17 protein-coding genes and 1 pseudogene are annotated in these 24,709 nt (G+C 49.8%); 6 read left to right on the forward strand and 12 right to left on the reverse strand.

Annotated features, from left to right (window positions below):
- Positions 1-10: 10 nt before the first annotated feature.
- From R2103_RS05215 to R2103_RS05235, 5 genes are all read right to left on the reverse strand, one after another.
- Complete coding sequence (locus R2103_RS05215) at positions 11-1,243, reverse strand: EAL domain-containing protein (RefSeq protein WP_317530447.1); 1,233 nt, start codon at positions 1,241-1,243, stop codon at positions 11-13.
- Positions 1,244-1,449: 206 nt separating this feature from the next.
- Positions 1,450-2,031, reverse strand: coding sequence for a hypothetical protein (locus tag R2103_RS05220; protein WP_317530448.1), 582 nt, complete (start codon positions 2,029-2,031; stop codon positions 1,450-1,452).
- The gene (locus R2103_RS05225) at positions 2,028-2,468 is read right to left on the reverse strand and encodes a hypothetical protein (protein ID WP_317530449.1); all 441 of its coding nucleotides are present in this window, start codon (positions 2,466-2,468) and stop codon (positions 2,028-2,030) included. The genes R2103_RS05220 and R2103_RS05225 overlap by 4 nt, the downstream gene beginning before the upstream one ends.
- 219 nt (positions 2,469-2,687) lie before the next feature.
- Complete coding sequence (locus tag R2103_RS05230) at positions 2,688-3,269, reverse strand: hypothetical protein (protein WP_317530450.1); 582 nt, start codon at positions 3,267-3,269, stop codon at positions 2,688-2,690.
- 276 nt (positions 3,270-3,545) lie between these two features.
- Positions 3,546-5,054, reverse strand: a complete 1,509-nt coding sequence (locus R2103_RS05235) for an NAD(P)H-hydrate dehydratase (protein WP_317530451.1) — start codon at positions 5,052-5,054, stop codon at positions 3,546-3,548.
- Positions 5,055-5,145: 91 nt separating this feature from the next.
- Here R2103_RS05235 and purL point away from each other — a divergent pair, with 91 nt between their 5' ends.
- The 3 genes from purL (at position 5,146) to R2103_RS05250 (ending at position 12,456) form a co-directional block, all read left to right on the forward strand.
- Positions 5,146-9,132: a phosphoribosylformylglycinamidine synthase gene (gene purL / locus R2103_RS05240; protein ID WP_317530452.1), complete on the forward strand. Its 3,987-nt coding sequence runs from the start codon at positions 5,146-5,148 to the stop codon at positions 9,130-9,132.
- A gap of 44 nt (positions 9,133-9,176) precedes the next feature.
- Positions 9,177-10,400, forward strand: coding sequence for a ChaN family lipoprotein (locus R2103_RS05245; protein WP_317530453.1), 1,224 nt, complete (start codon positions 9,177-9,179; stop codon positions 10,398-10,400).
- A gap of 97 nt (positions 10,401-10,497) precedes the next feature.
- Positions 10,498-12,456: a M1 family metallopeptidase gene (locus R2103_RS05250; protein ID WP_317530454.1), complete on the forward strand. Its 1,959-nt coding sequence runs from the start codon at positions 10,498-10,500 to the stop codon at positions 12,454-12,456.
- Between the two features lie 912 nt (positions 12,457-13,368).
- On the opposite strand, the gene R2103_RS05255 is transcribed toward R2103_RS05250, so the two are convergent.
- Together R2103_RS05255 and R2103_RS05260 are read right to left on the reverse strand one after the other, a co-directional pair.
- Entirely contained in the window at positions 13,369-13,959 is a 591-nt protein-coding gene (locus R2103_RS05255; RefSeq protein WP_317530455.1) for a pyruvate-binding protein, read from the reverse strand.
- Between the two features lie 251 nt (positions 13,960-14,210).
- The gene (locus R2103_RS05260) at positions 14,211-14,972 is read right to left on the reverse strand and encodes a DUF5765 domain-containing protein (RefSeq protein ID WP_317530456.1); all 762 of its coding nucleotides are present in this window, start codon (positions 14,970-14,972) and stop codon (positions 14,211-14,213) included.
- Positions 14,973-15,289: 317 nt separating this feature from the next.
- On the opposite strand from R2103_RS05260, the gene R2103_RS05265 reads away from it, so the two are divergent.
- Positions 15,290-16,407, forward strand: a protein-coding gene (locus tag R2103_RS05265; RefSeq protein WP_411172575.1) for an IS3 family transposase whose coding sequence is annotated in 2 segments (ribosomal slippage) — positions 15,290-15,551 and positions 15,551-16,407 — 1,119 coding nt in all. Because the reading frame shifts where the segments join, the coding sequence is not laid out codon by codon here.
- A gap of 119 nt (positions 16,408-16,526) precedes the next feature.
- Positions 16,527-17,060 (forward strand): annotated as a pseudogene (locus R2103_RS05270) (type II toxin-antitoxin system HipA family toxin).
- A 221-nt stretch (positions 17,061-17,281) separates the two neighbouring features.
- Here the strand turns inward: R2103_RS05270 and R2103_RS05275 are convergent.
- The 5 genes from R2103_RS05275 to R2103_RS05295 form a co-directional block, all read right to left on the reverse strand.
- A complete protein-coding gene (locus R2103_RS05275) occupies positions 17,282-18,166 on the reverse strand; it encodes a hypothetical protein (protein WP_317530457.1) in 885 nt (294 codons plus the stop codon).
- A 560-nt stretch (positions 18,167-18,726) separates the two neighbouring features.
- Positions 18,727-18,879 (reverse strand): ATP-binding cassette domain-containing protein, encoded by a 153-nt coding sequence (locus R2103_RS05280; protein ID WP_317530458.1) that lies wholly within the window; start codon positions 18,877-18,879, stop codon positions 18,727-18,729.
- Between the two features lie 50 nt (positions 18,880-18,929).
- Positions 18,930-19,343, reverse strand: coding sequence for a hypothetical protein (locus R2103_RS05285; protein WP_317530459.1), 414 nt, complete (start codon positions 19,341-19,343; stop codon positions 18,930-18,932).
- Positions 19,344-19,426: 83 nt separating this feature from the next.
- A complete protein-coding gene (locus R2103_RS05290; RefSeq protein WP_317530460.1) occupies positions 19,427-19,927 on the reverse strand; it encodes a hypothetical protein in 501 nt (166 codons plus the stop codon).
- A gap of 485 nt (positions 19,928-20,412) precedes the next feature.
- Positions 20,413-22,017 (reverse strand): ABC-F family ATPase, encoded by a 1,605-nt coding sequence (locus tag R2103_RS05295; protein ID WP_317530461.1) that lies wholly within the window; start codon positions 22,015-22,017, stop codon positions 20,413-20,415.
- Between the two features lie 732 nt (positions 22,018-22,749).
- On the opposite strand from R2103_RS05295, the gene R2103_RS05300 reads away from it, so the two are divergent.
- Positions 22,750-24,174, forward strand: a complete 1,425-nt coding sequence (locus tag R2103_RS05300; RefSeq protein ID WP_317530462.1) for a hypothetical protein — start codon at positions 22,750-22,752, stop codon at positions 24,172-24,174.
- Positions 24,175-24,709: the final 535 nt, after the last annotated feature.

Genomic DNA, 24,709 nt, shown 5'->3' on the forward strand with positions numbered 1-24,709 from the left:
TACAGCTTGTCTAGGATGCCGGGGAATTATCCAGTAACCCGGCGCGTACCCTGTTTTGCCATTCATCCATCCAGCGGGGCAAGTCATCGGCAAGCAGCGGTTCGGATATAAAATTCCCTTGCGCCATATCGCATCCCGTCTCGCGTAACAGTTCCCAATCGTTGCGATCCTCAACGCCTTCCGCGACGATGTCCATGCCGAGCTGTTTGCCCATCGCCAAGCTGGCATCGTAAATGGCGCGCAGGGTATCGTCGCTCCAAGCGCGATGCACAAACCCCTGGTCGATCTTCAGTTCATTGAATGGAATATCGCGCAGTTGTGCCAGGGATGAGTGTCCGGTGCCGAAATCGTCAATGGATAAATGAAACCGTTTGAGCCGCAGGCGGGTGAGAATTTCCAGCGGAATGCGCGCGTCCGGCCCCATGACCTGACTTTCGGTGATTTCGATGACGATTTTTTGCGGCGGCAGATTATTCTCGTTGACGAGATTGACCACCATGTCTTGAAAATTCAAAGAAGCGAGATTTTCCATGGTGACATTGATGGACACGCGCAATGTGAGCCCGCTTTGGTGCCATTTCCCCGCCTGAACGATCGCTTGTGTCAACACCAAACGTGTCAGATCGTCGATCAGATTGTTGTCTTCCGCAATGTGAATAAACCGGTCCGGCATGATCACGCCATCTTGCGGGTGATGCCAGCGCACCAGCGTTTCCACGCCAATGACGTCACCGTTTTCAACCGATACCTTGGGTTGGTAATAATTCACCAGCTCCTGACGGGCAATGGCCGATTTAATATCGTCCGCGCTATAAATTTTACGGCTGGGTGACAATGGATTCACTGCATCCGCTGTCCATCCTAGCAGTATTTCCGCTAATTTAACGGGATCGACGGGTTTATGCACATAACCGAGCATCGATATCTTGTGCGCGTGGACCAGCCTCTCAGCGGTTTTTAACATCCGTTCATCTTCGCCGCTGACTAAAATCAGCTTGCCGTGATATTGGCGATCCACCAGATAGCGGACAAACTCAATGCCGTCCATATCCGGCATATTCAGGTCGAGCAGGATCAAATCCGGGCATGTATCCGCATGATCGATTTTCTTGAGTGCATCCGAACCGTTGTCACAAGTTGCGATAGCGCTATAACCCAGCTTGATCAGCATCCGCGACAGTAGCTTGAGCATAAAGGTGTCGTCATCAAGGATCAGTATCTTAATGTGAGATGCGCTATCCATATGGTTTTTTCTAATAGGGACGGATTGGAATGCCAAATGCAATGATTCTCGGAATATCAGCGCATGATCATACACTGTGTATCGATAAAGAAGATAGCGATCGTTTTTTTCCGCTATGCAACGGGACGATAGCGATGGTTACCGGCTGGGAACCGGTTTAAGGTCATAGGGATACAGGATTGCAGGCCAATGACGGAAAGATGGAATCAATCATCGATCAGTACATGGCCGAAGAGAGCGAAAACACCGATCGCGATGCCGGTGACGAATTGCGCATGTACCAAATAGGAAAATTTCTTGAACTCGACCGGTGAATAGCGCAAGGTCAAAAACAAACCGAAAACCCCCTGCCAGAGTACCAGCCCCAATAATGCCGGGAAGAAAAGAATATGGCTATAACGCGAAAATCCCATCATCCCGATGTGCAGCAAAATGACGGCAACCGCCGCGATGCCGAAATAAATATGTGTGCGGTTCAGCCAGATCAACAAACGGTTCAACTGCGATGATTCAATCGGAGCGATATAGTCCGGAAGCAGGCGCTGCGCTAATTTTCCTTGACCCAGCGCCAGTTTTAATAAGGTGCGGAAGTAAATGAATACCAACAGCGCCAGCCCTGCCTTACCAAACCCTTCACCGATTTCGGTGAGGAACGTTTCGCGTTCTTCCGGGATGGGATGAACCGAGTAAGCGTAAATAAAATACGCCAATGAAATCAGCGAGATTACTGCCGTATAGAGCAGAATGTTGCGAATATTTTTCAGTGATTGCTGCATATTATCAGTCATTTGTTTACCGGATAGCCCGTCACTTTTAGAATTTCCCAGTTGAAATCATGAACACCGGCGACATCATCGGGCAAAGCCATCGATAGCGCGCCCTTGGATAGCGGTGGCAGGTCAAGATCGATGCGATGCACTTTCGCATCATGCGACATGTTCGCATGCATGTGTATATGATGATGGTCATGCACCGGTGTCATGCTGACCACGAGTTGCGTGATATGGTATTGGTTGTTGCCGTTGTAGATCGTACCGCTGAAAATCCCCCAGCCGAATCCGGCGTCGATTTTTAGCTTCTGGATGGCTTCTTCAGGTAATTCAATCAGTTCTGCGTTCGGTGGCGGTTGAACCGCTTGCGCGTTCGACGAAACGATCAGTAAAGCCAGTAATAATCCGGTGAACAGTCTGAAAAATTTTTCCCGTTTAACGGTGTGTATAACCATTGGATACCTTCAAATATTATGTGCGTAATTTTGTTAAGAATAGGGATTATGCCAAAAATGAAACAGCCTCGTGAGACTTTGCTCAGAGGCTGTTTCATTAATTTCTAAAAAATTTAATGTCTCGTAGCTTGTTGCAGGAATGCCTTATTAAATTCGCTTTAGAAAGCCTTTAGAAGTTGATATCAAAGGTTGATTATTAAATGCCGATGCAGAACTGGATTAAGCAATTACATCGAGAAATGGTAAGAATCCGGCTTGCGTGCCTACCATATGAATTTGCAAATCAGAGCCACCGTATACATCCGCAGTAAACATTCCGTTAGCTGAATTGTAAGTCATTTGACTCGATGTAAAAGCCTGATTTCCTGGGAGGAAAAGATCGGCATCAATTGTTGATAAATCAATTTTATCGCCTTGACCCCAATTGAAGTAATAAAGTTGATCAACCGCGCCGCCCGCCGGGCTGTCGCTGACTGAGTCAAAATCAAATATATCCGCGCCTAGACCGCCAACCAATGTATCTTGGCCATTTCCACCATTGAGATAGTCATTACCGTTACCGCCATCTAAATAATCATTTCCGTTTTGACCAAAGATGCTGTCATTGCCATCATCACCATAGAGTAAATCCCCGCCTTCTGAGAAATACCAAAAATCCGGGCTTTGAGAATATCCATAAATCGTGTCATTTCCACCATTGCCATGAACCACATCACCCCCTCCAAACCCTTGGATAAAATCAGCAAAAGGTGTTCCGTTGAGGTTATTATCATTAAAGATTGATCCATTAATATTTGCCATAATATAACTCCTTGTTTATTTGTGATTGAATGTATATAGCGCATATCACATATGCCAAGGCAGATTAATTTAATAGTGATTATTTGTAAGTGATTAAAGTCACAAGATTCGTGAAATTGAATCTGTCGATTGAAACTTCATGGATAAAGGGCCGATGTGTTGATTGAGTGCAGTGCAGTATTTCTGTAAAAAATTTGAAACCCGGGGCATTCGGCGAGACAGGGAAGAAATTTTTCATGGGATCGAGTGGAATCTAAACTGCTATGAGAAACATGCTCAAATAATCCACTCATTCAGCAACAATCGCGCTTCAGCAATCACTTCCGACGCCACCATCCCCAGCATTCCGTGATGCTGCTGCACCCAGCCATCTGCCGCAGCGCCGTGCAGATAAACCGCCAGCAACAATGCGTGTCCGGGATTCAAACCTTGGGCGATTAGCGCACCCATTATTCCGGCTAATACATCGCCGGTCCCGGCGGTGCTGAGTGCGGGATTGCCGCTGGTGTTCAGGTAGCGTGTTCCATCAGGGAAGCAGCAAATGCTGCCCGCGCCTTTCAGCACGACATGGCAATGGAATTGCTGTGCGATTTGAAGCACTGCATTCATGCGGTTTTGTTGCACGGCGGCGGTGCCGGTGTTCAGCAGGCGCGCCGCTTCGGCGGGGTGGGGTGTCAGGATGGTGGCGGCATTGCGCTGACTGAGTTTCTTCGCCAGCGGTGAATGCTGTGCGATCAGATTGAGCGCATCGGCGTCGATGACCAGTGTGCAATCACTAGTGAGTGCTTTCTCCAGCCATATCAATGCTTCCGCCGATTGTCCCAAACCGGGGCCAACGATCAAGCAATCGAGCGGCGCTAATGTGAACAACTCGGATGGCGCGCGCAGCATCAGCTCCGGTTGGGAAAAATCGACCGGCGGCGCATTGTCGGCCAGCAAACCGAGATAAACGCGTCCCGCACCCAGATGCAAGGCAGCGCGTCCTGCCAACAGTGCCGCGCCGGTCATGCCGGTCGAGCCGCCGAGGATGGCAGCGTTACCGAACGTGCCTTTATGGCTATTCGCGCGACGCGCAGGCGGCAGTATCGATTGCGCAAGTTTATGATTCAGCAGCCAAGTGTGCGGCTCAGGCGGCGAGAGTAATTGAATATCCAAGTCGCGCAACACGATCGTGCCGCAGCATTCCGGGCCGGAATGGGTGAACAACCCCGATTTTAAACCAATAAAAGTGATCGTCAGCGTGGCGCGAATGGCGATGCCATAAATACAACCGTCGTCACTACCCAGCCCGGACGGAATATCCAGCGCGACGATGGGAATCGCCATTGGATTGACGGTTTCAATCCATTCGCGGTATTTTCCTTCAATCGGGCGATGTTGCGATTGATCCAAGCCGATGCCGAATAAGCCGTCAACCACGGCATCCCAGTTTCGATCGCCATCCGGTATCCCGGTGCAAATGTTGCCGCCAATATCGAACCAGGCTTGCAGCGCTTGTTTGGCATCCGGCGGAACACGATTGCCATCACCCCCGAATACCACGGTGACGGCGTTGCCCCATTCCTGCAAATAACGCGCCACGACGAAGGCGTCGCCGCCGTTGTTACCCGGCCCGGCCAGCACCAAGATTTGATGACCTGGGCCTTTCAATAACTGGTCGCGGATCACTTGCGCCGCCGCCAAGCCCGCTTTTTCCATCAATCGGGGCGGTTTGGGCAGCCTTGCCGCTTGCTGTTCAATGTCGCGGATTTCAGCGGTGAGAAAAACCGGGTCGGCGGATATCATGGTTGTACGCGGATTGGGATTGGATGATCAGCGATAAGTACATCTTCTCGTGTAAAATTGCAATCTTTAAATAACCGCCTTATTTCCTCTGATGCTCCAATTTTGTGGTGGACGTGCGCTTTCTCCGTTTCGTCTGGAAAAATTACGACAACAAATTAACTCGCTGAATCTGCCGGTATCCGCGCTGAATACCGAGTACTGGCATTTTTGTTCGCTTACACGGAACTTGCAAGACGCTGAGCTGAACGCACTGCGCAAATTGCTCAACCATGATCATACGCAGGAAAACACGCGGCATCCCGGTGAGTTCTTTTTGGTGTTGCCGCGTCCTGGCACGATTTCGCCGTGGTCGACCAAAGCCACCGATATTGCCCGGCACTGCGGATTAGCGGCGGTTGAGCGTATCGAACGCGGCATTGCCTATTACATTCAATGCGATGCGCCGCTGTCTACCGAAGATAAAGCGCGCCTCAAGGCATTACTGCATGATCGCATGACCGAAGCGGTTTTTTATTCATTCGACGATGCGGCCAAATTATTCCAGCATTTTGCAGCGAAGCCGCTCAACACCGTCGATGTGCTCGGTGGCGGCATCGATGCACTGCGGCAAGCCAATCAAAGCATGGGGCTGGCGTTGTCGGAGGATGAAATCGAGTATCTGGCGCATAACTTCCAGCAAATGGCGCGCAATCCGACCGATGTCGAATTGATGATGTTTGCGCAGGCGAATTCCGAGCATTGCCGTCACAAAATCTTCAATGCGGATTGGATTATCGACGGTAAACCACAGGACAAATCCCTGTTTGCGATGATCCGCAACACGCATCAAACGCATCCGCAAGGTACGCTGGTGGCGTACGCCGATAACGCCAGTGTGATTGAAGGCGCGGAAATTAACCGGTTTTATCCGGGCGGCGGGCAGATTTATGGCTACGCACAGGAAAAAACGCATGTGCTGATGAAGGTGGAAACGCATAATCACCCGACCGCGATTTCGCCATTTCCCGGTGCCGCGACCGGTGTTGGCGGCGAGATCCGCGACGAAGGCGCGACTGGACGGGGGGCAAAACCGAAAGCCGGGTTGAGTGGTTTCTCCGTGTCCAATTTGAATATTCCGGGTTTCGTGCAACCGTGGGAACTCAATCGAAGCGATGAACAATCAAACTACGGCAAGCCCGGACGCATTGCTTCGGCGTTGCAAATCATGCTGGAAGGGCCGATTGGCGGCGCGGCGTTCAATAACGAATTCGGCCGTCCCAATCTGGCGGGTTATTTCCGCACTTTCGAGGAACGCGTGGGCGGGGAAATGCGAGGCTATCACAAGCCGGTCATGCTGGCGGGTGGCGTTGGCCAGATTTCCGACCGCCATGTGCGCAAGGAAAAATTCCCACCGGGCGCGCTGCTGATTCAATTGGGCGGCCCCGGCATGTTGATTGGTCTGGGTGGCGGTGCGGCGTCCAGCATGGATACCGGCGCCAATACCGAAGCGCTGGATTTCGATTCGGTGCAGCGTGGTAATCCGGAAATGCAGCGGCGCGCGCAGGAAGTGATCGACCGTTGCTGGCAATTGCAACGCAGCGGTGAGGAAAATCCGATTTTGTTCATTCATGACGTCGGCGCGGGTGGTTTGTCCAATGCCTTTCCCGAATTGGTGCACGATTCCGGGCGCGGCGGGCGTTTCAATTTGCGCGCGGTGCCGTCCGAGGAAACCAGTATGTCGCCGATGCAGATCTGGAGCAACGAAGCGCAGGAGCGCTACGTGCTGGCGATCAAACCGGAGTCGCTGGCGTTGTTCCAAAGCATCTGTGAGCGGGAACGCTGTCCGTTCGCCGTGGTGGGCGAAGCGACCGGCGATGAACAGCTGGTAGTCGAAGATCCGCAATCCCCCACGCCGCCGGTCGATATGCCGTTGCCGGTTTTGCTTGGTAAACCACCGAAAATGACGCGCGATGTGGCGCATGGAGAACGAATCCTGCCCGCGCTCGATTGGTCGGGTGTAACACTGACTGAAGCCGCGTACCGGGTTTTGCGCTTGCCTGCGGTCGCTGATAAGAGTTTTCTGATTACCATCGGTGATCGCAGTGTCGGCGGTTTGTCGGCGCGCGATCAAATGGTCGGCCCGTGGCAGATCCCGGTCGCCGATGTCGCGGTCACCAGCATGGGGTATCAAACCGTTTTGGGTGAGGCGTTCGCCATCGGCGAGCGCACGCCACTGGCGTTGATCGATCCGAAAGCCGCTGCGCGCATGGCTGTGGGTGAGTCGATCACTAATATCGCCGCGTCGGCGATTGCCGGGATCGGAAAAATCAAATTGTCAGCCAACTGGATGGCGGCCGCCGGACATCCGGGCGAGGATGCCGGGCTGTACGACGCGGTGCACACCGTCGGCATGGAACTGTGTCCGCAATTGGGTATCAGCATCCCGGTCGGGAAAGATTCGATGTCGATGAAAACCGCTTGGGACGAAGCGGGCGCGCGCAAGGAAGTCACGGCGCCGCTGTCGCTGATTATTTCGTCTTTTGCCACGGTGACGGATGTGCGCAAAACTTTGACGCCGCAGTTGTGCACCGATTGCGGCGATACTGAATTGATTCTGATTGATTTAGGGCGAGGACAGAATCGTCTGGGTGGTTCGGCATTGGCGCAAGTGTATAAACAAGTCGGCAATCACGCGCCGGATATTGACGGCGAAACCGGCGCGCAACAATTGCGTAATTTCTTCAACGCCATCCAGCAACTCAACGCAGCGGACAGATTACTCGCGTATCACGACCGCTCCGACGGCGGTCTGTTTGTAACGCTGTGCGAAATGGCGTTTGCCGGGCATACGGGCATAACGGTGAATCTGGATCAATTGTGCTTCGATCCGCAATACAGCGATCTCGACGGATCGGAATTGCGCCCGGAGCAGCTCGGAGGGCGCTTCCTGGAGCGCATGCTTGCGGTGCTGTTTAATGAAGAGCTGGGGGCGGTGATACAAATTGCCGCCGCACAACGTCAAGAAGTCATGCAAGTGCTGGCCGATGCGGGGCTGCGCGATGCAAGTTTTATCATCGGACAATTAAACCGGTTGGACGAAATCCGTTTGATGCGCAATAACAAGGCGGTGCTGGCGGAAAAAAGGGTGGATGTGCAACGCGCCTGGTCGGAAACCACCTATCAGATGCAAAAACTGCGCGACAACCCGGTCTGTGCGCAACAGGAATTCGACCGCATTCTCGATACCGCCGATCCCGGTCTTCAGGTTGTACTGAAGTACGATGCAAGTGACGATATCGCCGCGCCGTTCATTCAAACGGGTGTGCGCCCGCGCATCGCCGTTCTGCGCGAGCAAGGCGTCAATGGCCATGTGGAAATGGCGGCGGCGTTCGACCGCGCCGGTTTTACTGCGATGGATGTGCACATGAGCGACATTATCGCAGGGCGTGTTTCCTTAAGAGACTTCAAAGGGTTCGTTGCGTGCGGCGGATTTTCGTATGGCGACGTGCTGGGCGCCGGAGAAGGCTGGGCCAAATCGATTCTGTTCAACCCGCGCGCGCGCGATGAATTCGAAGCATTCTTCCAGCGCGGCGACACGTTCGCGCTGGGCGTTTGCAATGGTTGCCAAATGATGAGCAACTTGCACGAAATCATTCCCGGCGCGGATACTTGGCCGCTATTTAAACGCAATTTGTCGGAACAATTCGAAGCGCGCTTTGTCATGGTGGAAGTACGGCCCAGTCCGTCGCTGTTTTTTGACGGTATGGCGGGCAGCCGGATGCCGGTCACGGTAGCGCACGGCGAAGGCAGAGTTGAGTTTTCCTCTGCTCAACCCGAAAGTGTGAAGGCCTTGGTGACGTTGCGTTTTGTCGACAATCACGGACAAGTCACCGAGCGCTATCCGTTCAATCCGAACGGCTCGCTGCATGGAATGACCGGTTTAACCACACCCGACGGGCGTTTCAATGTGTTGATGCCGCATCCGGAGCGAGTGTTCCGCGTGACGCAGCATTCCTGGTATCCCGATGTGCGTTCCGGTAAAGCGGAAGACGGTCCGTGGATGCGCTTATTCCGCAATGCGCGTAAATGGGTAGGGTGAACGAGTCCGTTGTGATCAATTGAACCTTTAAAAGAATGAATAAAATGACAAATTTCAAGATAACCCAACGCAACAGCCTCCTGTATCTCACCTTTTTGCTGCTGAGCCTGGCAATGCATCCTGCGGCTGCGGTGATTACTCCGGCAAAGAAACCGGTGCCGAATAACTGCGTGCCGCTGGGGGACTGGATTGTTCCCGGCTCCGGCAAAACCTCGCAACAGGAAGTCATCGCGCGTGCCGCCAAAGCCTCGGTGGTGTTGCTGGGCGAGACGCACATCAACGCCGATCATCACCGCTGGCAATTGCAAACGCTGGCGGCTTTGCACGCGCAACGTCCGAATATGGTGATCGGTTTTGAAATGTTTCCGCGCCGCGTGCAAGCTGCACTGGATAAATGGATTGCCGGTGAATTGAGCGAAAAAGAATTCCTGCGCGCGGCGGAATGGGATCAAGTCTGGAATACCGATGCCAACCTGTATTTGCCGTTGTTTCATTTTGCCCGCATGAATCGCATTCCGATGCTCGCGCTGAACATTGAAACCAGCCTTCGTCGCCAAGTGGCAGAAAAGGGTTTTTACGGTGTTCCGGTGGAAGAACGCGAAGGCTTGACGCGTCCGGCGGAGCCCAGTCAGGCGTACGTCGATTTTTTACTGCCGATCTATAAACAGCACGACCGCAAACATAAAAATGAAACCACGCAGGACGATCCGGATTTCCGCCGCTTCATCGGCGGGCAGCAATTGTGGGACCGCGCCATGGCGCAAATTCTGCAACAAGCCGTGATGCAATCCGGTGGCGCGGAAAAACCGCTGGTGGTCGGTGTCATGGGTACGGGTCACGTGCTGCACGGTTTTGGCGTGCCGCATCAATTGCGCGACTTGGGCATCAAATCCGTTGCCGGATTGCTGCCGTGGGATAGCGATAAATCCTGCAAGACCTTGGTTGCCGGTGTGGCCGATGCGGTATTCGGTGTGTTGCCGCATGTTTCCGAATCTTTCCGGCCGCAGTTTCAGCGTCTCGGTATCCGCTATGAGATGGGCAGGGGTGGCGCGGTGATACTGCAAGTGGAAAAAAACAGCATTGCCGATGCCGCTAAGTTACAGGATTCCGATGTGATTCTGGAAATGGCCGGTCTGCCGGTTAAAACGATGGAAGACGTGACCACCATCGTAAAGCGCCAAGCGCCGGGAACCTGGCTGCCGCTCAAAATCAAGCGAGATGAGCAGGAAATGCAGATTATCGCCAAATTTCCGGCCTTGCAGCATTAATTCTTTCAACATAACCATGACTACTTCCACTTTCATCAGAACTTGTTTTTTTTTGCTACTTACCAGCATTATTGTTCAACCCGCGTTATCAGCGCCTGTGCCGGTCAAACACAATGACGTCGAGTACGACATCACGGTGAAAATCGATCCGGTTAACCGCACGATTGAGGGGAAAAGCCTCATTACCGTGGATAAACCGAGAGAATTACAGTTGGTGCTGGGCGCAGGGTATGAAGTGATTCAAGCGGAATCTAACGACGGGCCGATGGGTGCAGGCCGCGAACAGGCCAATCAACCGCATATTTGGAACATTCCGTTTCTTTTCCGGCACCGGGTTCAATTCCTGATTCGCTGGAAAGGCGTATTAGCGCCGCTGGATACCTCACTCGACCACCAGCAGACGCTGGCCAGGCCGGTCGCTGTCAGCGGCGAAGCCGGTACTTTCCTGCCGGATAGCTCGGATTGGTATCCGCGCGTTGTTGGGCAGCTGGTGCGCTATAAAGTCAGCATCGAATTGCCGTCCGGCCAGAAAGGTTTGGTGGCGGGCCGCTTAATCGAAGAACATGAATCGCCGCAAAACTATCAGGCGGTGTTTCAATTCTCGCATCCCGCCGAAGGGATCGATTTGATGGCGGGTCCATACGCGATCGAAACGCAGACGTATCAAAATATCAATCACAAGCCGATTCAATTGCGTACCTACTTTCATCCGCAGATCAGCGGTTTGTCGAAGGATTATCTCGACGCCGTGAAGCGCTATCTGGAACTGTACGAATCCTCGATCGGCGAGTATCCCTACACGGAGTTCAGCGTCGTATCGAGTCCCACGCCGACCGGTTTCGGCATGCCGACGTTGACTTATCTCGGTGTCGATGTGCTGCAATTGCCATTCATCCGCAGTACTTCGCTTGGCCATGAAGTGCTGCACAACTGGTGGGGCAATGGCGTTTATCCGGATTACAAGAGCGGCAACTGGTCGGAAGGACTGACCACGTTCATGGCCGATTACGCGTACAAAGAACAGGAAAGCGACGCCGCCGCGCGCGACATGCGCTTGAGCTGGCTGCGCGACTTCGCCGCATTGCAGCCGGGGCAGGATGCGCCGCTGACGGCTTTTACCTCGCGCACGCATGGCGCATCGAAAATTGTCGGTTACAACAAAGCCGCGATGTTTTTCTTCATGCTGCGCGATCATCTGGGTGAAACGCTTTTTCAGCGCGGCATCCAGGGGTTGTGGAAGGTGCAGCGCTTTAGAATGACATCTTGGCTGGATGTGCAGAAAATGTTTGAAATGGTTTCCGGGCAACCGCTCGGGCCTTTTTTTGCGCAATGGCTGAATCGCAGCGGCGCGCCCGCAATCGAACTGGCTGAGGTGAAAAACGCGGCGGCGGGTTCCGGGTATGAATTGTCGATCACGCTGAAACAAGCCGAACCGGCGTATCAGCTGCAAGTTCCGGTCGCAGTCGAAACGCAGCAAGGCAGCACAATCCACCGGCTCGATGTGCAGCAAGCGCAACAGACATATACGCTGAAATTGACGGACAAACCGCTAGCCGTTTCACTCGATCCCGATCTGCGTCTGTTCCGGCACTTGGCGCCCGGCGAAGCGCCGCCGATTCTGCGCGAAGTGATGGTCAACGCCGCCACGCAGACGGTGTTATTGTCCGATCAACCTGAAGTCCGCAAAATTGCCGAAACACTCGCCAGCAAATTGCAAGACCGCAAGCTTGAAACAGTTGCACCCGGCAATCCGCTCTCCGCCGCACCGACGCTGGTTATCGGCCTGCAAGCCGAAGTCGATGCCTGGCTTGCCGCCAAACAGCTACCCGCCCGGCCGGACGAAACCGGCAAAAAAGGTACTGCACAAGTCTGGACATTGGCACGCGCCGATGGCGCATCACTCGCCATCATCTCCGCGCAAGATGCCGCATCGCTCGAAGCGCTAATCCGCCCGCTACCGCACTACGGACGGCAAAGCTATTTGGTGTTTGATGGCCGGCAAGCGACTGAGAAAGGGACTTGGCCGATGTTGGTGCAGAGGGTGGTGATAGAGTGATGATTGGATGTATAACGGTGAATGGGTTTATGTTTTGGGTAACCTACGATTCATTACCCGATGCTGGTTTTTGTTGGAATTGAATACTCTTGATTCTGGAACTGACAACGTTTTACCGTTCTGGTATAACACGCGATCGAATAATAATAAGGATAGAAAGATGTTTCAGAGAAATCTCATAATAATTGTGCCGGTGGTTACCTTAGGGTTCTGTTTATGACTTTACCTTTACCTGCCGACTTCTGCACATATACTAATATCGCTTATGTAGTTGCACTCAGTGGTTTTGTTATATGCATATTGATAGCTAGATTCAGAGTGCGTGTTGTGCCCCATAGTTCGGGATCTTCAATTGTTCGAACCCGAACCGGATACAAAGGCAAAACATTGGGTTTTGTCGCCTCTTTTTTTAATCTATTAAGTTTTCTCTTTGCGGTTATTGCAGTTGCTGGAATTGGAGTGATAGTTTACTGCAACTAAAAATGCAGTTGGCAAAGTTAAGCATCTTAAGGGGAAGTCAAATCGGTTCCGCCGCGTGAAAGTGCTTCATCAGTATGATTCTTTCCCTCATATGATCCGGTCAAATGATCGAGAATTTATGCAATGTTGCTGGCGGGGCTGGGTATTATCAGTTTTGCCGGTCGACGATTCAGAAATAGTTAATTTCTCTATCCAGCAAACAAAAACCTCGCTGTTAACGGCAGCGGGGTTTTTTATTGTTTCATATTCCATGCGGTGCCAATATTTATACTGCGTTACGGCTGGAGCTGTTCTTTTGAGGTCTGGCCAGGATTAAACACGAGGTGATTCTGGCAGGGAAGGTACAGCAGGATTCTTGATTGCAAGGTCGCGGAGCAAGAATCATGCGGTCATATTTTTGACCCGCGACTTATCTCTATCGTCTACGGTGACTTAAAGCTTATTTCTTGAGAAATAAGCTTTACTGGTGCGGCGAAGTGTAAGGCTCAGTAATAAAAAACCAACCAGTATCATCTCGACAATTTTCGGTTCAGGTATCGTGCTGGTCATTGAAATCATATCGAGTGAGCCACCGAGACTGTCGCTTCTTCCGACCGCACTGAAAGTCAGTAGCGCCTCACCATCAAAGTTAAATAGCGCCGAATAATTTTGCCAATTATGATCGCTTCCTCCACCGACACCGGTCAAAACAGTGACCGGAGCCGAACCGTCCAATGTGAACGACAAATCGTTGGTGTCACTAGCGGTACCGGGGCGGGCCGAAAACCAGAAGCTGAGTTGATACAAGCCAGGCGTGCCAATCAATAACTGAGAAATAGAACTGTTTGAATTTGTGTCCAATTCGATAAAATTTGAGCCATCAAAAGCGGATCCGGCGACATTGTTGCGCAGTTCGATATCCGGAGCGCCGCTCCATCCAATCAAAGTTGAATAGAGATTCCATGAGCCATTGTCTTGCAAATCGGCTTCAAAGCTTCCGTTAGTGACAAGATCGATGGCTGCCGAAGCGTATATCGGAGCCACAAGTAGAATGCTCATTACAGATTTATAAAAATTTTTCATTACAATCGTCCCTTAAAATTGAAAAATAGACTGGAAACAACCCGTTGTTTACAACGATGCAATGAGGTAAAAGCTTTAGCGCACCGGATCAAACGGTGCGCTAAAGTAGACTGATATTTTGATTGAGAAGGGTTATGTCCGAAACGGAGGGGCTTAGATCAGTGCGAGTGAGCCGCAACCGTTTGATGCGATGATGCTGTTTTAAGGCAGTTTCAAGTGTGCGAGGATGCGCGCAAAAATTTTGGTAACGGTAATCCGTACCAGCTGTTCACATACAAATATTGCCGGATCGGTGTTTTAATCATCAGCAACAGCAAACCGATGGAATACAAGCACCAGACGGCTGCCCATTCGTTCATGTCATCAGTGGTCATATAGGCCAGCAATGGTCCCGAGATGAAATGGTACACCACCATTTTCCAGGACCCGTACAACAGAGGCAGTACAAAAGCGGTATAGCCGTAAACATTTGCCATGTACACATTGCCGTTGGCGGGAATGGCCCAGGCGATATGCCAAGCACCCGAAGTCGAGCAAATCTCTTTACCGCAGAACGGCATGGTGTATTTCGCGCTGGTGAAAAATGTCATGTTGTAGTCTCTATCGAAGCAGTAAGTCATCCAATCGAATGGATAAATACGCATCATAAAGACAACCGCAGCAGCGGCGCATATGGTGTAAACCGCAGGCGCGATGCGGCGGCGCAAACTGTCCGGAATGAAATGCATCGCGACTGCATTGACAAAAAACGGTTGAAAAGCGATATGCATGTAACCCAGAAACGTGGCAATCTGATTACGCGGATCCGCGCACTGATCGATCACTGTATAGGTATACGCTTGCAACAATTCCATCAACGAAAAATACGCCAGCGCGGCACACAACACGCCAGACTCGCCTTTCCGGTAAAAATAGGCGGTACTGGCAAGACCCGTCACCGCAAGCACAGCAGATGCTTCACCGCTCCAGCACATAGAACCTCTATAAAAATATGAATATGCGCCAGATTGGTTGACAGGCTAACCGGAAGATTTCAGCGGCACGTCAACCGTCTGTTCACTCGATAACCGCTGGCATGGAAGAAACCGGAAAATGGCAGGACAGGGATACAAAGGGCATTGCCGCTGATTGTACACATTTGCCTATAAAATAGACAGCGCATTCTCAACGTCACACATGAGAATTGCTGTGAAAATATTGTTGAAGATGATAGGGAATTGGGTAATCCCCCCAAAAATTGAACGAGCAAAGCAGTAGAATTTTCTATCCTAGACGAAGAGGAATTTTACTGATGAAGAAGCAGCGATTTACGGAAAGCCAGATCATGCAGATATTGAAGCAAGCTGAAGGAGGAATTCCTGTGGCTGATTTATGCCGGGAACATGGAATGAGTACTGCAAGTTTTTATAAATGGCGCAGCAAGTATGGTGGGATGGATGCTGCCTTACTATCTGAAATGAAGGCGATGGTTGAGGAAAACAAACGGTTAAAGCGGATGTATGCGGAAAGCCAGATGCAGAATGAGCTATTGAAGGAGGCACTTGGAAAAAAGTGGTAAAGCCCTCACAGCGCAAAGTAATGGCACAATGGGCAGTACAGGATAAATCCGTTAGTATCGTTTTGGCCTGTACAACATTTGGCATTTCTGAGACCTGCTATCGTTATCATCCGGCGCTCAACGATGAGAACGAAGAAATCGCCGATTGGTTACTACGCCTGACGACTTGTCACAAGCGTTGGGGCTTTGGCTTATGCTTTCTTTATTTGCGTAATGTGAAGGGTTTTGGATGGAATCACAAACGTGTGTATCGTATTTACCGTGAGCTGGAATTGAATTTACGAATTAAGCCACGCAAGCGATTAAAGCGGGAGAAGCCGGAGCCGCTAGCTGTGCCAGAACGGCCCAATGACACATGGTCGATGGACTTCATGGCTGATCAACTCACCAATGGCCGGTCTTTTCGAACCTTCAATGTGCTGGATGACTTCAACCGTGAAGGGTTGGGAATCGAAGTGGACGTATCGCTTCCATCAGAACGCGTTACGCGCGCTCTGGACCGGATTATCGAATGGCGCGGCAAACCCAGGAAGATTCGTTGTGATAACGGGCCGGAGAATATCAGTGGCACGCTTTGTTGTTGGGCAGAAACTCGAGGTATTCAGCTCGATTACATCCAGCCAGGAAAGCCACAGCAAAATGCCTACGTGGAACGCTATAACAGGACCGTCCGGCATGAATGGTTGGAGATGAATGAATTTGCAACCATTGAAGAGGCCCAACTCACTGCGACACAGTGGTTATGGATTTATAATAATGAACGTCCAAGTATGGCACTTGGAGGTATCACGCCAGCAATGAAGTTGGCAGAAGCTTTTAAATTAAAACTCTCTACTGCATGCTCCTGTTAAAAATGGGGGGATTAGGATTGGAACAGATTTCAAATCAAAATTTGGCTGGTAGTGCCGGTGCCAAGGAGGTGATTACTTGGAATCCTGTAACCAACGAAGCGCGCTCCGGCTAGGTGAAGGTGCTGAAAGACTTCGGTTATTTTTTGCTGAAGTTTGACGGCGCTAGCGGCAACAAGGACAAAGAATTGGAAGATCCCAAAGGCTATGGTGAGATTGAGTATGCCTATTGCCGGATGACGTGTGCTGCCGGTATCCATATGAACGAATGCCGTTTGCTGGAAGAAAAAGAACGCCGTCATTTCATGACTAAACGTTTTGATCGTCTCGACGATGGTGACAAATTGCACATGCAATCTTTGGGCGCTCTGGCACATTAAGATGACAATCTGGTGTGCGCCTACAGCTACAAACAAGTGCTGCAGGTGATCAAACGACTGCATTTGCCCATGCGCGACGTGGGGCAGCAATTCAGGAGTATGATGCTCAATGTCGTCGACTGCAACCAGGGCAATCATGTCAAAATCATCGCGTTCCTGGTGGATAAGCAAGTTAACTGGTCATTGGCGCCCGCGTTTGATGTCACCTACAATTATCAACCCAGCCGGACGCTGGACTTATTCGCATCACCTAATACTGAATGGCAATTGGGATGAATTCGATCTGTCTGATTTTGTCGCGGTTGAAAAATTGGCCGGTTTGAAACGCGGGTAAGCCAAAGCGATCCTATATGATGTGCAGCACGTGGTATCCCACAGGCAGCAACTTTGCAGATGCTGCGAGCGTGAGCAATGATCATCGTGACAAAATTCACACTGTGTTACAGCTTGAATCGTTCCTCTGAAATCCAAAGACAACGGAAGCCATGAAATGTTTTCTAGTCTGGTGTATTGCCGATCCTGAATTGCCAGAAGGTTTTTGAGCTTAAAGATGCTTTGGGGGAAAAATATAAATGGTTCCATTCATGATCAATCCATGTATAACTATCAAAACTTGCTGGGTCATCCGATGAGATTGAAGCCGTTCCCCATTGGCAGCCTAATAAATTACTGATGTCATCGGGGGACATCGATGTATTAATGGCATGATAATCCGCTTCTGTAATTAGGTTGCATACGGTAGGCGGATTGCTATTGGGCGTGATTAAATAACTGACTAACTCGTATCGATTGCCATCGTGGAATTTGATGTAAACATCGGATACGGTAGCAACATTGTCTATTATTACATATTGTATGTAAAACAATTTTTTGCTGATATCGTAGGGATAAAAAGCAGTGTAAAGATTACATCCCATTTTATTTTTTTCGACTGATGAGAAACTAACGCTGTTAGATGATTGATCGAATCCGACAGAGAGTGTTTGACAAGACGCATCCAGCCAGGAAAAAGCTGGACCATTTTCCTCATTATTAAACGAAGACCTTTGTTGGCTGTACCAGTGGCATCCTAATAGGGAGTTGGCTTCATCTTTACCTTTGGCAGATTTGATGAGTTCCAATGTTGCACTGGTGAAATTGCCGCTACATACAAAGGGCAGTGCCGATTCGATGCCGCTTTGAATGATGTAAGTTCCATCCGGATTTAATTTTATGACAGCATTCAATAACGATTGAGTGCCATTTATCAAGTGAGGCAGAAATAATTCGCCCGTTGCGGAGTTGAAAGTGCCCGCCTGAGTATTTCCAGTGAAGGATAAACTGGTAATCAAAAGTAGTATCGATAAATTGTGATAAATAGTCGACTGATAAATATAATTCATAAGATTGATTAACCCTAAGTAAGATGTGATAGTTAGCTGATTGAGTGAAGAGTTTGCCAATTCAAGTCTTTTTGTTGTTCAAAGGCTTTGATTTTAGAGCCCTATACTTCATCTCGCCAATTTAAGTTTGCATGGATGTTTACCACAACGTAGTACTCTCCGCCTTGAGTGCCACTGCCTGATTATCCAAACTGCCTTCGATGGGTGAGTTCCTCCTAAAGACCAAAAGTAGTGCCTCAGATTCAAACAAAAATTCGCGACCAGGGCAAAATTTATCTATAGCGATAGTGGTGATTGGTCGGTTCGTTCATCAAAAAACATTGGATTTCTAAAGGAGCCGCTGGCCAAACGGCATACGGCTTTGTTTTTCGCGAGAAATCACGTGCGTAGATTTTTTCACATCGTCGCTGCGGAGAACAGTAACCGGCCCGGCGTGTCATGGATCGTTTAACCGTCGCCATTGATCCTTCCATTCGGTCAATGACAATTCTTCCGCGAATCGACCGCATAAATAGCCGGGGCGGGTTTTTCCGCCCATTTGATCACACCGGAATCCGAAGTTAAACGCCGGTAAGGCAACGCAGCAGCGTGGTTTTACCGATACCGTTCGGGCCGACGATGGCGACTTTCTCGCCCGCTTCGATGTCCAGGCTCAAGCCATCGATAACGGCTTGTCCATGCCGGGGAAACTCAAAAGGGATATCACTCCGCACCCCGCCAGCACGTTTGCGCTCGTGCTTTAGCGGGTAATGTCATTGCATCTTTACTGCACTTCTATCAAGCAGTAGTTTTGTCCAAGTCTTTTGTTATTTGCACCGTAAACACCGACTCCTATATTTGAAAAAATACCTTTAGGCGCGTCAGCTGGAAATTTCGTGGTCAAATATTCGGTTGTAACACGTTCAAATGGATTGAGTTTCACGGAAATTGGAATCACATAAGGGCCTCTGACATCCAAATTTCCCAAATGAATAATAAGACCACTCTTGGCAATGGTGGTGTCGGCATAACTCACCAAATTTAATTTGATATTTAATGTGCCTCCTGGGGTAATCGTTGTTGGGCATTCGAGTGTGACATCGACTACATCCGCGTAAGCGGCTTTCATGGTTGCGACAAACAATACTGCACCCAATGACAGCTTCAAAAAACGATGTTCTCTAATGGCTGAAAACAATTTTTTCTCCTCATTAAAAAGTTATCAATAGAATGACCAAAGTTAACGCTGCATTGTACTGTATTGCCGTATCTGAAAGTTGCTTAGAACCAAATGGATTTTTGGAAAACATGATTAAATAACTCAACCTCGACATCATCCAAAATATCGTTGTATTCGATTGGTGAAGAAATCTCGTGCAATTGGCAGCTACCGTCGTGCAAGAATCGATAAAAATCACCGGATCCGTGATGATGGCCATTTAGTTGATATGCTTCTGGAAAAAACAAGCCATTATGATTATTTGACCAAATTGCCAATGCGGCTGAGATTGTACATTGAGAAGATTTAAAAATTACATTGCGTTCAAATTTCAGGTTCGTTGTATCGGATGTCATCCTTGCATGGCTTGCACTTAATGTCATGACCTGACCATTGACCGGTTTGAAGTTGATTTGGATATCATCAATCAGTATTCGATTTAACCAACAACCTTCCAGGTTTTTATTTGATTTAATTCGTTCCTTTGAGATCCCGGTTGTTTTTTTAAAGCTTTCAAAATCCAATTGCAAGCTGGGCCCATGGATAGGTTGATCCAGCACCATGTTATGCAAATTAAGTTCGTAATAGTTCTTAAAGAGGAATTTCTGACCTTTCCGCGGGCTTTGGATTAAAGAATCGGCCTGCACCTGGTACAAAATAATCGAATCATCGGAATGAACGGAAGAGAATCCTTGGATTGAGAATTTTTGCCCGCATTGGTTTTTGCCGGCGTGATCAATGAATAGCGATTGTTCCTCTGCTTTCTCGATGGTATGCGCCAGGAATAGCATCAATAGACAGAGCGAGATTATCCATGCATGAGATAATTCTTGGATTTTATGACCATATCCAGAATTCCGGCTAAATACATTCAATCGCATCAATTTGATTCTCCAATCCATGTTGGCCAGTTGAAGCGAACCTGAACATGCTTGAATGCGCAACGCCTATTTTTAATTTCCCCGTCTTTCTTCCATAAATCTGCACATCGCGAATCCAGCAAAGAGAAATATATAGCAATATCTTAGAGACTACAGGGGCTTCAGCGTCACTCAATCCCTTGCGAACGCAAGTAATCCTCGTAATCGCCCTTGAAGTCGTTGATGCCGTCCGGTGTCATTTCCAGAATCCGTGTAGCCAGCGAGGAAACGAATTCCCGGTCGTGGGAGATGAAAATCAGCGTGCCGGTATATCGTTCCAGCGCGCTGTTCAATGATTCGATCGATTCCATATCCAGGTGATTGGTCGGTTCGTCCATCAGCAGCACGTTCGGTTTTTGCAGGATCAGCTTGCCGAACAGCATGCGGCCTTGTTCTCCGCCGGAAATGACTTTCGTGGATTTTTTGGTGTCGTCACCGGAGAACAATAATCGGCCGAGCGTACCGCGAATCGTTTGATCGTCGTCACTGCCTCGCCGCCACTGATCCATCCATTCCATCAATGACAAATCTTCCGCAAAATCGGCCGCATGGTCTTGCGGGAAATAGCCGGGGCGCGCCTTATCGGTCCATTTGATTTCGCCGGAATCCGGCGCGAGATCACCAGCCAGACAACGCAATAGCGTGGTTTTGCCGATGCCGTTCGGGCCGATGATGGCGACTTTCTCACCGGCTTCGATGCTTAGGCTTAAATCCTTAAACAGCGGTTTATCCATGCCAGGAAAGTGCTTGCCGATGGCTTGAAGGGAAACGGCCAGGCGATGCAATTTTTCCTTGTCGTGAAATTCAAAGCGGATGAATGGATACTGGCGGCTGGACGGCTTGACGTCTTCCAGCTTGATTTTTTCGATCTGCCGCGCGCGGCTGGTGGCCTGCCGGGCTTTGGACGCGTTGGCGGAAAATCGGCTGACAAACGACTGTAAGTCGGCGATCTGCGCCTTCTTCTTGGCGTTATCGGCCAGCATGCGTTCGCGCGCCTGGGTCGAAGCGGTCATGTAATCGTCGTAGTTGCCGGGGTAGATGCGCAGCTCGCCGTAATCCAGATCGGCCATGTGCGTGCACACGCTGTTCAAAAAATGCCGGTCATGCGAAATAATGATAATGGTGTTCTTGCTGGCGTTGATCACATCCTCCAGCCAGCGGATGGTATTGATGTCCAGGTTGTTGGTCGGCTCGTCCAGCAGCAGGATGTCGGGATTGGAAAACAACGCCTGCGCCAGCAACACGCGCAATTTGTAACCCGGCGCGATGGCGCTCATCAGTCCCTGATGCTGGGCAGTGGAGATGCCGACTCCGAGCAACAGCTCTCCGGCGCGCGCTTCAGCGGAATAACCATCCAACTCGGCGAACTCGGACTCCAATTCGGCGGCGCGCATGTAATCGTCCTCGGTCGCCTCCGGGTTGGCGTAAATCGCGTCGCGTTCCTGCTTGATGCGCCATAAATCCGCGTGCCCCATCATCACCGTATCGATCACCAGACAATCTTCAAACGCGAACTGATCCTGACGCAATTTGCCCACCCGCTCGCCGCTATCGACCGAGACATTGCCGGAAGTCGGCTCGAGATCGCCGCCGAGAATTTTCATGAACGTCGACTTGCCGCAACCGTTCGCGCCGATCAATCCATAGCGGTTACCCCCGCCGAATTTAACGGAAACATTTTCGAACAGCGGCTTGGCGCCGAATTGCATGGTGATATTGGCGGTTGTAATCAAAACGGATACCTACGGATGATAGTTACTAGAAAGGGGCGCACATTCTAAACGTTTTTCAAGGGGATTGCTGGGTTATGGTACGAGTTAATTTAACTCATTGCATGATGCGGCGGTTGGGTGGGTATGTTTCGTAAGCATGGAATTTTGAGGTATGGGTCTAAGATCTTCTGACAAAATATTGTGGCGAAGTTTAAAACAGTGATAACCTTATAAAAAGTAAGGAGATAAAATGAATGCTGCGGGATTAACTATTATGCTTGACGTAATAGATCACGTCATTCTGAACGCCCAATTTTAGTTAGATTTCAATGCAGTAGAATCCTGAAATTCTTAGAAAATTCCTGGCTCCCGGCATCACTAAGTATATCTCCGCGGACATACCTGATTTGTCGCAACGCTTTCCGGAGCCTCCGCATGGGATTAGCAATCACTTCCTGAACAACGTGTTCCGAGGTCACTTCAAGGACTGCTGGCGACAAGTGGTTTTGGCATACATCAGGCGAGCTCAAAATGCTTTATTCGTCCCATAAAGCTGAATGAATTCGCAAGTGAAGAATGGGGAATTGTAATAACTTAAAATGCTGTGTGATAACTCATAAGATTTACACAGAAAAGTATACACATATGCTTTATTATTCATGGTTTTTAGTTTGACACTTAATGCGGATCCTGCTACTTTCTCCCTAAGCATTTGCGGGGTTTATTTTTCCGGTACATACGGCAGGACGCACCATGAAATCATCCAAAATAGCGCAGCTCGAACATTACCAGCACCCCACTGCAAAATCACTTCGCACTATTTCAAAGCCTCCGGAAGCCCGGTTTATAAACAATCGTCCGGAAAGCATCGCTCAGCGCAAATTGGCGGATTCGATCAAACATAGTCCGAGGCAGCTTGCTCAGAGTAAGACGGCAAACTTGATCAAGAACAGTTCGAAACAACTTGCCCAACGTAAGATCCTGGAAGCCATGCAAGGCAGCGCTATTCTCTCGGCTCAGCGCCGGCAACCAACGATGCAAATGAAAGATGGAGTGTTTGCCAATGACGACCGGGGATCGGAGCAGGAAGCCGATAAGACGAGAGAAAATGCGGTGCAAATGAGGCGTGATACTTCTCGTAAACAACCGGAACCACACGGCGTAATTCAGCGTGCCAAATATTCCATTGAGAAGCGGGTTTCGTTGACGACCGCGGAGAAGCCATGGAAAGAAAAAGACGGTCAGTCGGCGAAGAAACGCGCGGTTGGGGCAATGCTGGCGACGCTTCGCGAAGAGTACCCCTTACCTTCCAGCTACACAAAAACCAAAGATAATAATACCGATGACAATTTCCGGGGAAAAGATTTCTTGGAACGTAAGGCGGAGATTCTTAAAAGATTTGTGGGTGTGGACGAGAACGCGACCGAAGTGATCAGCACGCGAGCCAGCATTGAAGGGGACAAGGAAGCCGGTAAGCGAAGAAGCACCTCGCAAGCGGCCGATGTCAGCCGCATCGCTCCTGGTTTTAAATGGATTGGAGCGCATTTGATCAAACGGGAGTGGGGCGGCGCCGACAATATGTGGAACGTAGTGGCCTGGCCCCAGGAAGCCGAAGACAAATGGGCCGATCAATTTGAAAAATCCGTCGATACTGATGGACTATACGGCCGCGATCCCGGGACTGTCGGCATTGCGGTCACCAAAGAAGACGATACCATCGATCAAGGCTTCATCGATGAGGTTGAGAAATTTTCCCTTCAAATCGGCCTCAACGATCCAGTGATAGCGGAAACTGCGAAACAGACAGGCAAATTTAAAGAAACCGTGGCGAAAAAACGCAATTACCTGAATCGCGCACTGGAAAGTATACCGGTCAATGCCGCAGGAACCAATAAGCTGGGAACTACGACATTGTCCACCGGTGAAACACGCTACAATGAAGCGAAAGAAAGCGCCAAATCGGAATTCGCGGATACCGTGACGGATGCATTAGCCGATACAACCGAAGTAACAAGGAACCCGAAAGATAAAACACCCATACCAAAAACGATGGAAGAAGCCGAGAAGGTAGAAAGCGGAAAGAGGCTTAAGGAAAGGCAAAAAGATTGGAAGGAAGAAAAACAAAACTACAGAGCCGACAAATATGAGTTCACCAATACCTTGTTTCCGGATGGCTGATAATCAACGAGAAAAATATGGTTAACAATCGGGCGGCGAGTAACCTGCTGCGATGACCAATTAATCGCATTGAATTTGCGATTCTCCACGATTTGCCAAAGCGTGCTTAAGGAAATCCTGAACATGTGTCATTTCGAGTCAGATCGAGAATCTATTGTACTGATTATTAAAGATTTCTGCTGCATCCTGAATGACAATGCAAGTTATCCAGAGCTTTCCTAACCATTCACCCAAATGCCTCCAGAATCTTCAAGAACGCCGGCTTGCCGCAACCGTTCGCACCGATCAACCCATAGTGGTAACTCCCGCTGAATTTGACAGAAACATTTTCAAATAGCGGCTTGGCGCCGAATAGCATAGTGATATTGGCGGTTGTAATCAAAACGGATACTTGCGGATGATAGTTACAAGAAAGAGGCGCGCATTCTAAACGTTTTTCAATGAAATTGCTGGGGTACGGTGGGCGTTAATCTATAGATAAGCCGATTCATTGCACGGAACGGCGGTTGGAAGGTATGCTTCGCAAGTTTGGAAT

The organism is Nitrosomonas sp. Is24, from assembly GCF_033063335.1.
GTDB lineage: Bacteria > Pseudomonadota > Gammaproteobacteria > Burkholderiales > Nitrosomonadaceae > Nitrosomonas.